Source organism: Achromobacter sp. DH1f, from assembly GCF_000633435.1.
Taxonomy (GTDB): Bacteria; Pseudomonadota; Gammaproteobacteria; order Burkholderiales; family Burkholderiaceae_B; genus Achromobacter; species Achromobacter deleyi.
Genome location: NZ_AYMF01000007.1, coordinates 108,746 through 122,768 on the forward strand (window position 1 = coordinate 108,746; position 14,023 = coordinate 122,768).

Annotated in this window: 12 protein-coding genes; 5 read left to right on the forward strand and 7 right to left on the reverse strand. The window is 65.5% G+C overall.

Annotation, left to right across the window (positions count from 1 at the left end; translation table 11 throughout):
- Window positions 1-105: 105 nt before the first annotated feature.
- The 3 genes from U858_RS0106105 to U858_RS0106120 all read left to right on the forward strand — a co-directional run bounded on the left by U858_RS0106105 (window position 106) and on the right by U858_RS0106120 (window position 4,188).
- On the forward strand, window positions 106-2,280 hold the full coding sequence (locus U858_RS0106105) for a malate synthase G (RefSeq protein ID WP_025136299.1): 2,175 nt from the start codon (window positions 106-108) through the stop codon (window positions 2,278-2,280).
- 127 nt (window positions 2,281-2,407) lie between these two features.
- On the forward strand, window positions 2,408-3,025 hold the full coding sequence (locus tag U858_RS0106110; RefSeq protein WP_025136300.1) for a TetR/AcrR family transcriptional regulator: 618 nt from the start codon (window positions 2,408-2,410) through the stop codon (window positions 3,023-3,025).
- Between the two features lie 308 nt (window positions 3,026-3,333).
- Window positions 3,334-4,188, forward strand: coding sequence for an isochorismatase family protein (locus tag U858_RS0106120; protein ID WP_025136301.1), 855 nt, complete (start codon window positions 3,334-3,336; stop codon window positions 4,186-4,188).
- 85 nt (window positions 4,189-4,273) lie between these two features.
- On the opposite strand, the gene U858_RS0106125 is transcribed toward U858_RS0106120, so the two are convergent.
- The 6 genes from U858_RS0106125 to U858_RS0106150 all read right to left on the reverse strand — a co-directional run bounded on the left by U858_RS0106125 (window position 4,274) and on the right by U858_RS0106150 (window position 9,102).
- On the reverse strand, window positions 4,274-4,864 hold the full coding sequence (locus U858_RS0106125) for a TetR/AcrR family transcriptional regulator (RefSeq protein WP_025136302.1): 591 nt from the start codon (window positions 4,862-4,864) through the stop codon (window positions 4,274-4,276).
- Window positions 4,865-4,988: 124 nt separating this feature from the next.
- Window positions 4,989-5,294 carry a DUF4148 domain-containing protein gene (locus U858_RS0106130; protein ID WP_025136303.1) on the reverse strand — a complete coding sequence of 102 codons (306 nt, stop codon included), beginning with the start codon at window positions 5,292-5,294 and terminating at the stop codon, window positions 4,989-4,991.
- Window positions 5,295-5,439: 145 nt separating this feature from the next.
- Window positions 5,440-5,745: a DUF4148 domain-containing protein gene (locus U858_RS0106135; protein WP_025136304.1), complete on the reverse strand. Its 306-nt coding sequence runs from the start codon at window positions 5,743-5,745 to the stop codon at window positions 5,440-5,442.
- A 203-nt stretch (window positions 5,746-5,948) separates the two neighbouring features.
- Window positions 5,949-6,677 carry a class I SAM-dependent methyltransferase gene (locus U858_RS0106140; protein ID WP_025136305.1) on the reverse strand — a complete coding sequence of 243 codons (729 nt, stop codon included), beginning with the start codon at window positions 6,675-6,677 and terminating at the stop codon, window positions 5,949-5,951.
- A gap of 431 nt (window positions 6,678-7,108) precedes the next feature.
- Complete coding sequence (ssb, locus tag U858_RS0106145) at window positions 7,109-7,627, reverse strand: single-stranded DNA-binding protein (protein WP_025136306.1); 519 nt, start codon at window positions 7,625-7,627, stop codon at window positions 7,109-7,111.
- 290 nt (window positions 7,628-7,917) lie between these two features.
- Entirely contained in the window at window positions 7,918-9,102 is a 1,185-nt protein-coding gene (locus U858_RS0106150) for an MFS transporter (RefSeq protein WP_025136307.1), read from the reverse strand.
- Between the two features lie 179 nt (window positions 9,103-9,281).
- Here U858_RS0106150 and uvrA point away from each other — a divergent pair, with 179 nt between their 5' ends.
- Window positions 9,282-12,137 (forward strand): excinuclease ABC subunit UvrA, encoded by a 2,856-nt coding sequence (gene uvrA / locus U858_RS0106155; protein WP_369797640.1) that lies wholly within the window; start codon window positions 9,282-9,284, stop codon window positions 12,135-12,137.
- 29 nt (window positions 12,138-12,166) lie between these two features.
- Window positions 12,167-12,829: a glutathione S-transferase family protein gene (locus U858_RS0106160; RefSeq protein ID WP_025136309.1), complete on the forward strand. Its 663-nt coding sequence runs from the start codon at window positions 12,167-12,169 to the stop codon at window positions 12,827-12,829.
- Window positions 12,830-12,880: 51 nt separating this feature from the next.
- Here the strand turns inward: U858_RS0106160 and U858_RS0106165 are convergent, their stop codons facing one another.
- The gene (locus U858_RS0106165) at window positions 12,881-14,008 is read right to left on the reverse strand and encodes a deoxyguanosinetriphosphate triphosphohydrolase (RefSeq protein ID WP_025136310.1); all 1,128 of its coding nucleotides are present in this window, start codon (window positions 14,006-14,008) and stop codon (window positions 12,881-12,883) included.
- Window positions 14,009-14,023 lie beyond the last annotated feature (15 nt).

Genomic DNA, 14,023 nt, shown 5'->3' on the forward strand with positions numbered 1-14,023 from the left:
TGACCAGCTGGTTTTGATATGGACTTTGGCGCAGGCGCGAACGATGATGTCACGACAGATTCGCCCGGCGCGCGCGCCGCCCAGACCTCCTTACCAGAGACTCGCATGACTCAACGCACCCAGCACCACGGCCTGCAAGTGGCGGCCAATCTCAGCCAGTTCATCGAAAAGGAAGCGTTGCCCGGCTCCGGCCTGGACGCCGACGCCTTCTGGAAGGGGTTCTCGGCCCTGGTGCACGACCTGGCCCCCAAGAACCGCGCCCTGCTGGCCGAACGCGACCGCCTGCAGGCTGAACTCGACACCTGGCACCGCGCCCATCCGGGCCCCATCGCCGACCCGGCCGCCTACCGCAAGTTCCTGGAAGGCATCGGCTACCTGCTGCCGCAACCGGCCAGCGTGCGCGCCACCACCGACCACGTCGATACCGAAATCTCGCAGCAGGCCGGCCCGCAACTGGTGGTGCCGGTGTCGAACTCGCGCTACGCCTTGAACGCCGCCAACGCGCGCTGGGGCAGCCTGTACGACGCGCTCTACGGCACCGACGCCATCCCTGCCACGCCTGGCGACACCGGCAAGGGCTACAACCCCGAACGCGGCGCCGCCGTCATCGCCCGCGCCCGCAGCTTCCTCGATACCGCTGCACCGCTGGCGCAAGGCTCGCACGCCGACGCCCGCGGCTACACGGTCAAGAACGGCCAGCTCAGCGTCGCGCTCGCAAACGGCGCCACCACGCTCAAGGCGCCGTCCCAGTTCGTGGGCTACCAAGGCAATGCCGACGCCCCCACGGCCGTGCTGCTCAAGAACAACGGCCTGCATTTCGAAATCCAGGTCGACCGCAGCCACGCCATCGGCGCCACCGATACCGCCGGCGTCAAGGACGTGCTGGTCGAAGCCGCGCTGACCACCATCATGGATTGCGAAGACTCGGTCGCGGCTGTCGACGCCGACGACAAGGTCCACATCTACCGCAACTGGCTCGGCCTGATGAAGGGCGACCTGACCGAAGCCGTCACCAAGGCCGGCAAGACCTTCACCCGCAAGCTCAACGCTGACCGCCAATACACCGGCGCCAACGGCGCCCCGCTGAGTCTGCACGGCCGCTCGCTGATGTTCGTGCGCAACGTCGGCCACCTCATGACCAACCCGGCCGTGCTCGACCGCGATGGGCAGGAAATTCCCGAAGGCATCCTGGACGCCGTGGTCACCAGCCTGGCCGCCCTGCACGACCGCGAACGCAAGCTCAATTCGCGCACGGGTTCGGTCTACATCGTCAAACCCAAGATGCATGGCCCGGCCGAAGCCGCGTTCGCCAGCGAATTGTTCGACCGCGTCGAAGACCTGCTCGGCGTGCCGCGCAACACCCTGAAAATGGGCATCATGGACGAAGAGCGCCGCACCAGCATCAACCTGAAGGCCTGCATCCAGGCCGCGGCTGCGCGCGTGGCGTTCATCAATACGGGCTTTCTGGACCGCACCGGCGACGAAATGCACTCCAGCATGGAAGCCGGCCCCATGCTGCGCAAGGGCGACATGAAGTCCACCGCCTGGATCACCGCCTACGAACGCAACAACGTGCTGGTCGGCCTGGATGCCGGCCTGCGCGGCCGCGCCCAGATCGGCAAGGGCATGTGGGCCATGCCCGACCTGATGGCCGCCATGCTCGAACAGAAGATTGCCCACCCCAAGGCCGGCGCCAACACCGCCTGGGTGCCCTCGCCCACCGCCGCCACGCTGCATGCGCTGCACTACCACCAGGTGGATGTGCAGGCCGTGCAACAGGAACTCGAACGCACCAAGCTCGACAGCGTGCGCGACGATCTGCTGGCCGGCCTCTTGACGGTGCCCGTCGGCGACCGCTCGAAGTGGTCCGCCGCCGACATCCAGCAAGAACTCGACAACAACGTCCAGGGCATCCTGGGCTACGTGGTCCGCTGGATCGACCAGGGCGTCGGCTGCTCCAAGGTGCCTGACATCCACAACGTCGGCCTCATGGAAGACCGCGCCACGCTGCGCATTTCCAGCCAGCACATCGCCAACTGGCTGCGCCACGGCGTGACGAACCGCGACCAGGTCATGGAAACCTTCAAGCGCATGGCCAAGGTGGTTGATGGCCAGAACGCCGGCGACCCCCAGTACCTGCCCATGGCCGGCAACTTCGACGGCTCGCTGGCATTCAAGGCCGCGTGCGCGCTGGTGTTCGAAGGCCTGACCCAGCCCAACGGCTACACCGAGCCTTTGCTGCACAAGTTCCGCCTGGAATTCAAGGCCACCCAAGCCTGATCATTCCGCCCGAACCCGCATGACCCCGCCGGGCCGCGCAAGCGGCCCGGCTTTTCTTTGCCTGCCCCTGCCAGCAGCGGCGGCAAATAAATCTCCCCATTTCGCACGATCGTGCTAAATTTCGGGCATGACTGCCCTGACTGAAAAAAGCGAGCTGACTTTCGCGGCCATTGTGGACGCGGCCCTGGACATGGCCGCCGCCCAAGGGCTGGAGAGCCTGTCGCTAGGCCAGGTCGCCAAGCGGCTGGGGATCAGCAAGAGCGGCGTGTTCTCCAGGGTGGGGTCGCGCGAAGCGCTACAGCAAGCCGTGCTGGACGAATACGACCGCCGCTTCGTAGCCGCCGTGTTCACCCCCGCCATGGCACAACCCCGCGGCTTGCCGCGTCTGAATGCGCTGGTGGCCCACTGGATCGAACGCGCCTGCAATGTCGAGCTGCTGACCGGCTGTATCTATGTCGCGGGCGCCTTTGAGTACGACGACGTCGACACGCCCTTGCGCTCGGTGGTCGAAGAACATCTGCGCGGCTGGCGCGCCGCGATGGTCCGCACGGTGCAGCAGGCACTGGAAGCCGGCCACCTGCGTCCGGACACGGATCCCGAGCAGTTGGTGTTCGAGGTCTACAGCCTGATGATCGGACTGATGCACGACGCCCGTTTCTTGCGGGACCCCAAGGCGCACGAGCGGGTGCGCGCCGCCTACGAGCGTCTGATTTCCACGTATCGCAGCTTCAAGTACATCGAATAATCCCCACGCGCCGGCGCGAGCCGGCATTTCTTGCAGCCAATTTCGCACGATCGTGCGAATTTAATGAAAAATGGAGCGGGTCATGGTTTTCTACATCGCAGCAGCAGTCGGGGTGGCGGCGCTGGTACGCATCTGGTTCCTGTGGCGCACCTTGCTGCGGCAATTGCCGGACTGCGCCCATCACCTCGTGCTGTTCTAGCATGTCCTGCCTGGCGGGATGGCTCCACCCCAAGAGGGCAAACGCAATGAACTCGCCCGGCGCGGGCATCCCGGTCTATATTCCGTATTCATTCCCCGCCCCCGCCCCCATGTCGCGCTCTGTTCATCTACTGATCATCGATCCGCAGAACGATTTCTGCGATCTGCCGAAGGGTTACCTGCCCGCCGATCCCCTGACCGGCCAGGCCATCGCGCCCGCCTTGCCAGTGCCCGGCGCGCATGCCGACATGCAGCGGCTGGCGCGATTCATCGATGCCGCCGCACCGGCGTTGTCGGCCATCACCGTCACGCTGGATTCACACCACCGTCTGGACATTGCCCATCCCACCTTCTGGCGTACCGGCGACGGGCGGGCCATGGTCCCTTTCACCCCCATCACTGCCAGCCAGGTGCGTTCGGGCGCCTTCCAGCCGCGCCATGTCGACGACCTGCCGCGGACGTTGTCATACCTGGATGAACTGGAAGCGCGCGGCCGCTACACCTTGATGGTGTGGCCCGTGCACTGCGAAATCGGCACCTGGGGCCACAATGTCCATCCAGATGTGCGCGCCGCCTACAGCCGCTGGGAAGACGCGGGCCAATTCATCGTGCGCAAGGTGCCCAAGGGCACCAACCCGTGGACGGAACACTACAGCGCGCTGATGGCCGAGGTGCCCGACGCCGACGATCCGCGCAGCCAGCTCAACCGCAACCTGCTCGACTCGCTGGACCGCGCCGACCTCATCATCGTCGCGGGGGTTGCCGGCAGCCACTGCGTCAAGGCCACGGTCGAGCACATCGGCGAATACCTGCCGGGCGGCAATCTGTCGCGCGTGGTGCTGCTGACCGACTGCATCAGTCCGGTCACAGGCTTCGACGACGCCCAGTCCACTTTTCTGCAACGCATGCGCGATCTGGGCATGCAGGCGCGCAGCAGCGTGGACATGGCGCGCGCACTGGCCTGAGCCTGCCCAGCCAACACGGCGACGCCCCAAAGACAACGGCCGCACGCTTGCGCAGTGCGGCCGTGGCGACAACCAGGTGGGCCGTTCAAGCCGCCGGCTTATCCTGGCATTCCACATACAGGGCGCTGATCGCCTCGCACAAGGCGGGCGGCGCCTGGAACAGACGAGACACCAGCAAGCAGCCCTGCACGGTGGCGAACACCGCGCGTCCGGCCGCTTCGGCGGTGCCCGAGAATTTCAACGTGCCTTCTTCAGCGCCTTGCGCCAGCACCCTGGTCAGCCAGACTTCGTGCGCCCGGAAGAATCCTTGCAGGGCGCCACGCACGCGCTCGGGCAGGCTCATGACTTCGGCGGCCAGCATGCCGCCCAGGCACAGCTCGCCACTGCTGCAGGCCTTCGATTCCATCATCGACAGATAGGCTTCGAGCTGGGCGTGGGCCGGCTGGGCGGTATCGATGCTGCGCACCGAGGCCAGCGCACGGGCGCTGTAGGCTTCGACGGCCTCGTAGAGCAGGTCGTCCTTGCCAGGAAAGTAGTAGTGAATGCTGGACGTCTTCACGCCCACATGCTCAGCCAGGTCGCGATAGCTGAAGCCATTGCAACCGCGGGTACGGATCAGCTTCTCGGCATGGGCCAGCAGCTGGTCGCGGGTGGTGTTGGGAGTCGGAGTGTCCATGGCTGAATATTACCTACTAATAGATCGGTTCGTCATCGGCGGGTTTCCCCGGGCCGGAACAACCGTGCGGACTCCGGCCGGGAAATATCCCGCCCCCCGGAGTCCGCATCGTTCGGCATCAGACTCAGCCTTGAACGGGCGGGTAGTCCAGTTCGCCGCTTTCGGTCAGGCCTTGGGCGCGGGCAGCGGCCAGTTCCTGCTTCACTTGGGCGCGGCTCTTGTCTCCGGCGCTGGCGAAAGCGGTGGCGGCGTAGCCTTCTTCGTTGGTGACCAGTTCACCATTGGCGCGGGCGGTGGCCAGTTCTTGCTGCACCTGGGCGCGGGTCACCGTGCTTTGGGTGTTGGCGGCGGGCGGATAGTCCAGTTCGCCGGCTTGGGCGGCGCCGATGAACGAGGCGGACAGGATCAGGGCGGATACGAGGGTCTTCATGGTGGATCTCCAGTAAGGATGGGGCGATGCTTGGCTTGCTGTTCAGGGAGTGCTGCTTGGGTCTTGCTGTTTGGTCTTGCTGCCGACATTGCGGCCAGGCTCGGAAAGGCTACCTATCTATAGATAGACGTCCAGCCGAAAAAAATCAGCCTTGAACGGGGGGATAGTCCAGTTCGCCGCTTTCGGTCAGGCCTTGGGCGCGGGCAGCGGCCAATTCTTGCTTCACTTGCGCGCGGCTCTTGTCTCCGGCGCTGGCGAAAGCGGTGGCGGCGTAGCCTTCTTCACCCGAGGCCAGTTCACCGTTGGCGCGGGCAGCGGCCAGTTCTTGCTGCACCTGGGCGCGGGTCACCGTGCTTTGGGTATTGGCGGCAGGCGGGTAGTCCAGTTCGCCAGCATGGGCGGCGCCGATGAACGAAGCGGACAGGATCAAGGCGGATACGAGGGTCTTCATGATGGATCTCCAGATAGCGATGGCTAGGTTGTTTCAGTTAAACTATCTACTTATAGGTAGATAACTAGGCAAATAAAAAAAGGGGACTACTGTATTTCTGGTTTGGGGCGACGCTGCGGTGTTGCTGGGTTTGCTGCGTCGATGGATGAATCTTACCTACTACTAGATAGATAGCGCAAGCGGTTATTGTGAAACCAGATATTTCAACGAGCCGCGGCTATCAGCAGCATCATGGGCCGGTCCTGTTCTTCGGCCAACGCCGGCTGGGCGGCAAGCTGGGCCGTGGTGGGCACCCATTCGTCCAGGTGCGCCAGCGTGAAACCCGCTTCGATCAACAGGTTCACGTAGTCCCCCACGGTGCGATGCTGCTTGATGACGCCCCTGGCCAACCAGTCGGTGGTCCGCGGGCCCCGCAGCGCGTACTGATTCAACGGCCAGATGCGCTGCCCCGTAGCATCCTGGACGAAGCCGGGCCGCGTCGGCGCCGTGTAGATCGGGTGCTCGGCCGAAAACACGAAGCGCCCACCCGGTTTGAGCGCCTGGTGCACCGTGGCGAACAGCGCGGACAGGTGTTCCAGGTAATGCAGCGTCAACGAGCTGTAGGCCAGGTCGACGCTTTGCGGCGGTAGCTGCAACTGGTCCAGATCGACCCGCTGATACCGGATCGTCGTGCTGCGAGTGGTGTCACGTGCCCGCGCAAGCATGTTTTCGGACACGTCCAACCCCAGCACATTGGCAGCCCCTTGCTCATCGGCCCAACGGCAGAACCAGCCGAAGCCGCACCCCAGGTCGACGACGTCGCGGCCCTTCACATCGGGCACCAGTGCCCGCAACGCTGGCCATTCGGGCGCGCCATCCAGGCCATGCACCGAGCGGGCCATCTGGCTATAGCCTTCAAAGAATTCCGGCGTGTCGTAGATGTTCTGGGTCATTGCGGCTCTCTCGCGGGCATGAAGGGGCAGGCTTGTCAGCCTACCCCTGTTAACAAGCTGTGGAAAAGCCCTGATTATCGGTGGGCAAGCTGTGGAGATGCTGTGCGCAGCCTGTGGACAGGGCACCCGGTGTTTGACGGTAAACCCATACAGGCTGCGGCTCTCCAGACAGCGGGAATTGAAAAGCCGAGATTAGAGTAGGTCGTTTGCATGCCTGATCGGACTCAGGCCCGCCCACGGCCGCCCTGCCCCCTTGTGCATAACCGGTGGAAAAGCCCTGAAAATCGGTGAGCAAGCTGTGGACAGGCTGTGCGTAGCCTGTGGACAGCCGCTGGGACGGCCAGGCAACCGGCACAAAAAAGCCCGGCGGCCGCAAGGCTTGCCGGGCTCTGTTGATGATGCGCGGTCGGCGCAGCATCGCGATGACGCGATCAGAACGGGATATCGTCGTCCATGTCGGCCAGGTTGGCGCCGCCACCGGCCGGGGCCGATTGGGGAGCCGGACGCTGCTGCGGCGCCGGGCGCTGAGCCGGAGCGCGTTGCTGCGGCTGGCGCGCGGGCGCGTCGTCGTAGCCACCGCCGCCACCGTAGCTGCCGCCGCCGCCGCCGTCTTCACGGCCACCCAGCATCTGCATCTGGTCAGCGACGATTTCGGTGCTGTAGCGATCGGCGCCGGTGTCCTTGTCTTGCCACTTGCGGGTCTTCAGGCGGCCTTCGATGTAGACCGAGCGGCCCTTCTTCAGGTATTCGCCGGCGATTTCAGCCAGGCGGTTATACATGACGACGCGGTGCCATTCGGTTTCTTCGCGCTTCTCGCCGCTGGCCTTGTCCTTCCAGGACGAGGTGGTGGCGATGGACATGTTGCAGATTGCGGCCCCGTCGGGGCTGTAGCGGACTTCCGGGTCGCGACCCAGGTTGCCCACGAGAATGACTTTGTTAACCGATGCCATGCCGTTGTCCCTCTGTTGTTGACAGCCTGCGCCACGCGTTGCCGCGGACACGCCGGCAACAACATAAATAGCAATGTTGAAGACCGGCTTCATGAAACTCGCCGGTCATCATAGCGATGACCGGCGATGCCGGTGAAGCCCTAATTTGGCTAGTATTATCGACGAAAAGCGCCTGCCGCGCCAAACCGGAATCGTGACAAAGCTGTCCTGCCCGGGAAACGATTTCAGCGCTGTTGGACACCGTTGGCGGCGCGATCCGCGACTTTCCGCCCCGGGCATGGCCCGGCCCGCTACGCCAGCGGCTTGAGCGCCCAGGTCACGACCAGCCACAAGGCCGCCAGCACCGCGGCGCCGACAAACACCGCCCCCGCGCCCGAATGCGAGGCCACCCAGCCACCCAGCGCACCGCCGGTGAACAGGCCGGCAGCCTGGGCCGTGTTGTAGAACCCCAGCGCCAAGCCCTTGTAGGCCTGCGGCGCCACGCGCGACACCAGCGACGGCTGCAGGGCTTCAAGCACATTGAACGCCACGAAAAAGCCGGTCAAGGCCACCGCCAGGGTGTAAAAGCCATGGCTCGCCGCCGGCAGCAGCGCGCATACCAGCACCAGGCCCGCCACCGCGCCTCGCAAGGCGCCACGGTGCGCGCGGCGCTTTTCCGCCACGAACACCACCGGCACCATCAGCACGAACGACACCAGGATGACCGGCAGGTAGACCTTCCAGAGTTCGCGCGCGTCCAGGCCGCCCACCTTGGCCAGCAGCGCCGGCACCACCACGAACAACGACACCTGGATCAGGTGCAGCACGAAGACGCCGAAATTGAGCCGCAGCAGGTCGCGGTGGGTCAGCACCTGGCGCGGGCTGGCCGCCTGCATGCTGCGGGCCTGCGTGCGCGGCACCACCGGCACGACCCAGCGCGCCACGCCCAGGCAGATCACGCCCAGGCAGGCAATGGTCCAGAACAGACCCGACAGGCCCCACCAGCCCACCAGCACCGGCGACAGCACCAACGACACCGCGAACGACAGGCCGATGGATCCGCCCACCATGGCCATGGCCCGGGTGCGGACCTCGTCGCGGGTGGCGTCGGCCAGCCAGGCCGTCACGGCGGCCGAGATGGCGCCGGCGCCCTGGATGGCGCGGCCGATGGTGATCCAGAACACGTCGGTTGCCTGGGCACAGACAATGCTGCCCGCCACGAACAGCAGCAGGCCGAAGATCACCACGGGCCGGCGGCCCCAGCGGTCGGACGCCAGGCCGAACGGAATCTGCATGAAAGCCTGGGTCAGGCCATACATGCCCAGCGCCAGGCCCACGCGCGCCGGGTCGTCGCCCCCGGGCAGGCCACGGGCGGCAACGGCGAAAACGGGCAACAACAGGAACAACCCCAGCATCCGCGCGGCGAACAGGCCGGCCAGCGCCACGCTGGCGCGGCGCTCGGAGGGGGTCAATTTCAGTTTGGTATCTGCCGGCATGCGGAAATCTAGACGATGACGAGGGCCGGCCGCGCTGACGGATGTCATGCGCTTACGGTCTGATCCTGGGCGCCGGGTCCGCATCAAGCCATCTTGGCGAACGCCCCCGTACGGGGGAGGACTCGGCGCGCTATAGTACCAAGTTGGCCTTTGCAACCGCTTAAAAGAGCCCGATAGACGTGACCATACGCATTCGGGGTGCTCGCACCCACAATCTCAAGAACGTCTCGCTGGATCTGCCGCGCCACAAGCTGGTGGTGGTGACGGGCCTGTCCGGCTCGGGCAAGTCCTCGCTGGCGTTCGACACGCTCTACGCGGAAGGGCAGCGGCGCTACGTCGAAAGCCTTTCCGCCTATGCGCGCCAGTTCCTGCAATTGATGGACAAGCCCGACGTGGACCTGATCGAAGGCCTGTCGCCGGCGATCTCCATCGAGCAGAAGGCCGCGGGGCACAATCCGCGCTCCACGGTCGGCACCATCACCGAGATCCACGACTACCTGCGCCTGCTGTATGCGCGGGTCGGCACGCCCTACTGCCCCGATCACGGCCTGCCGTTGCAGGCCCAGAGCGTCAGCCAGATGGTGGACGCGGTGCTGTCCTGGCCGGCCGAGACCCGGCTGGCGGTGCTGGCCCCCATCGCGCGCGGCAAGAAAGGCAGCTTCGAAGACGAATGCGCCAGCCTGCAGGCGCAAGGCTATGTGCGCCTGCGCGTGGATGGCCAGATGGTCGAAATCGACGGCATGGCGCCGCTCAAGAAAACCGAGAAGCACGACATCGATGTCGTGATCGACCGGCTGCGCATCAAGCCCGAAAGCAAGCAACGCCTGGCCGAAAGCTTCGAAACCGCCCTGCAGCTGGCCGACGGCCGCGCGCTGGCGCTCGACATGGACAGCACTCGCGAACAGGTCTTCTCCAGCCGCTACGCCTGCCCCGTCTGCAGCCACAGCCTGCCGGAACTGGAACCGCGCCTGTTCAGTTTCAACAACCCGATGGGCGCCTGCCCCAGCTGTGACGGCATCGGCCAGGTCGGGTTCTTCGACCCCAAGCGCGTGGTCGCCTTCCCCGAACTCAGCCTGGCGGCCGGCGCCATCCGCGGCTGGGACCGCCGCAACGCCTTTACCCATTCGCTGCTGACCAGCCTGGCCGCGCACTACGAATTCGATATCGAAGCGCCCTTCGAAGACCTGCCCGAGGCGCTGCGCGACAAGGTGCTGTACGGCTCCGGCGAAGAAGAAATCTCGTTCCTCTACCTGAACGAAAAGGGCCGCAGCACCGTCAAGCGCCACACGTTCGAAGGCGTGATCCCCAACCTGGAACGCCGCTGGCGCGAAACCGATTCGGCCACCGTGCGCGAAGAGCTCGGCAAGTACCGCAACATCAAGACCTGCCCCGACTGCGGCGGTTCGCGGCTGCGGCCCGAGGCCCGCAATGTGCTGATCGGCCACGATCCGCGCGGCGGCGAACGCCACGGCCAGGCCATCTACGAAGTCGAAGCCATGCCGCTGTCGACCTGCCTGGCGTGGTTCCGCGACCTGACGCTGACCGGCGCCAAGCAAGAGATCGCCCAGCGCATCGTGCGCGAGATCGAGGCGCGCCTGAGCTTCCTGAACAACGTCGGCCTGAACTACCTGTCGCTGGACCGCAGCGCCGACACCATCTCCGGCGGCGAGGCGCAGCGCATTCGCCTGGCCAGCCAGATCGGCTCGGGCCTGACCGGCGTCATGTACGTGCTGGACGAACCCTCCATCGGCCTGCACCAGCGCGACAACGACCGCCTGATCGGCACCCTGCAGCACCTGCGCGACCTGGGCAACAGCGTCATCGTGGTCGAACACGACGAAGACATGATCCGCATGGCCGACTGGGTCGTGGACATGGGACCCGGCGCGGGCGAGCACGGCGGTGAAGTCGTGGCGCAAGGCGATCCCGACACCGTGCAGCGCGATCCCAATTCGCTCACGGGCCAGTACCTGAGCGGCAAGCGCGCCATCGCCATTCCAGAGCGCCGCCCGGTCACCGACGACCTGCCCTGGCTGACGCTCACCGGCGCCAGCGGCAACAACCTGAAAACCGTGGACTTGCGCCTGCCCGCGGGCCGGCTGATCTGCGTGACCGGCGTGTCAGGGTCGGGCAAGTCGACCCTGGTCAACGACACGCTGGCCGTGGCGGTGTCGCGCGCGCTGCATCATGCGCAAAGCGAACCCGCGCCTTACGTGTCGATGCAGGGGCTGGAAAACTTCGACAAGATCATCAGCGTCGACCAGAGCCCCATCGGCCGCACGCCGCGCAGCAACCCGGCCACCTACACCGGCCTGTTCACGCCGATCCGCGAATTGTTCGCGGGCGTGCCCGAGGCGCGCACGCGCGGCTACGATCCCGGCCGCTTCAGCTTCAACGTCAAGGGCGGACGCTGCGAAGCCTGCCAGGGCGACGGCGTGGTCAAGGTGGAAATGCACTTTCTGCCTGACATGTACGTGCCCTGCGACGTCTGCCACGGCAAGCGCTACAACCGCGAAACGCTCGAAATCCGCTATCGCGGCCGCAACATCAGCGAAGTGCTGGACCTGACCGTCGAGCAGGCGCTGGAATACTTCGAATCGGTGCCGGCCATTGCACGAAAACTGCATACGCTGATCGACGTGGGCCTGTCGTATATCCGGCTGGGCCAAAGCGCCACGACGCTGTCCGGCGGCGAAGCGCAGCGCGTCAAGCTGTCCCAGGAACTGTCGCGGCGCAGCACCGGCCGCACGCTGTACATCCTGGATGAACCCACCACCGGCCTGCATTTCCGCGACATCGAACTGCTGCTGCAGGTGCTGAACCAACTGGTGGACAGCGGCAATACGGTGCTGATCATCGAACACAACCTGGACGTCATCAAGACGGCGGACTGGCTGGTCGACATGGGCCCCGAAGGCGGCGACGGCGGCGGCCGCGTGGTGGCGCAAGGCACCCCCGAAGACGTCGCCGACGCCCCGGGCAGCCATACGGGGCACTATCTGGGCAAACTGCTGCGCCGCACGCCCGGCGGTTGACGGGCGCGGCGCCACATAGGGGAATCGACATGTACACCTTGATCATCGGCAACAAGAACTATTCGTCGTGGTCCTTGCGCCCCTGGCTCGCCCTGCGCGCCACCGGTGTCGCATTCACCGAGCAAAAGCTGGGCTTGTTCACTGAGGACTTCGCCCGCAGCCTGGGCCCGCTGACCCCGGCCGGCCTGGTGCCGGTGCTGCTGGATGGCGAATTCGCCGTGTGGGATTCGCTGGCCATCTGCGAATACGTCGCCGAACAACACTCCGAGGCCCGCCTGTGGCCGCAGGATGCCCGCGCCCGTGGGCGAGCCCGCTCGCTGGCCGCCCAGATGCACAGCGGCTTTGGCGCACTGCGCCAGGCCCTGCCCATGAATATCGAAGCCCATCTGCCCGGCATCGATATCCCCGAAGCCGCACGCCAGGACATCTCGCGCATACATGCCATCTGGCAAGACACGCGCGCCGAATTCGGCCAGGGCGGCCCGTTCCTGTTCGGTGCGTTTTCGATCGCCGACGCCTTCTTTGCGCCGATCGTGTCGCGTTTCACCACGTATGGCATCGCCGCGGCGGGCCCGGTGCGCGACTACATGGATGCCGTGCTGGCGCTGCCGGCCATGCAGGAATGGATGCGCGACGCACGCGCCGAAGCGACCTTCGTCGAGGCCGACGAACCCTACCGCAAGCATCGCTGAAACCATAGCAGCAACGGTTTGCCGCCGTGGCAAACCGCCAGCTCTCGGGACCTACGCCATGTCGAACAAGCGCTTGTGCTCGCGGATGGCGTAGCGGTCGGTCATGCCGGCGATGTAGTCCGCAATGGCGCGAGCCTGCTCGTTGAACGCGGCCCGGCGATAGTCCGGCGGCAGCAACCGCGGGTCATCCAGGAAGGCTGCAAACAATTCGCGCACGATGCGCCGTGCTTTGGTGGTCATGCGCAGCACCCGATAGTGCCGGTACAGGTTGTCGAACAGGAATTTCTTCAGCTCGTCGGCTTCGCGGCGAATCACGTCTGAAAACCCGGCCAGCGGCGGCGCACGCCTTACGTCGTCGGCGCTGGCCGGCGCCACATCGCGTATGCGTGCCAGCGACGTCTGCGTCAGATCGGTGATCAGCGTGTTGATCATGCGGCGGATGGTCTCGGCCACCGCCCGGCGCGACGCCAGGCCCGGGTAGCGATCCAGCACCTGGGCATGATGCCGCTGGAAAATCGAGACGTCCTGCAGCTGTTCGAGCGTGATAAGGCCCGAGCGCAGGCCATCGTCGATATCGTGGTTGTTGTAGGCCACTTCGTCGGCCAGGTTGGCCAACTGCGCCTCCAGCGATGGCTGGGTACGCGACAAAAAGCGCTCGCCCACGGCCCCCAGTTGCCGTGCATGCGCCGCCGAGCAATGCTTGAGTATGCCCTCGCGCGTTTCGAAGCAGAGGTTCAAACCATTGAAGTCGGCATAGCGCTCTTCAAGCTCGTCCACCACGCGCAGGCTCTGCAGGTTGTGCTCGAAGCCGCCCGCCTCGGGCGCCAGCTCGCGCATGCAGGCATTGAGCTCGTCCTGCCCCGCATGGCCAAAGGGCGTGTGGCCCAGGTCGTGCGCCAGCGAAATGGCTTCGGTGAGGTCTTCGGACAGCCCCAGGCTGCGCGCCAGCGTGCGCGCGATCTGCGCCACTTCCAGGCTGTGCGTCAGCCGGGTGCGGAACAGATCGCCTTCGTGGTTCACGAAGACCTGGGTCTTGTATTCCAGCCGCCGAAACGCGCTTGAATGCACGATGCGGTCGCGGTCGCGCTGGAATTCGCTGCGGTTTTCCGGCGGCGGCTCGGCATAGGTCCGGCCGCGCGATCGGGACGGGTCGGATGCATAGGAAGCCAGTTCTTTCATCTGCGACACCGTCAC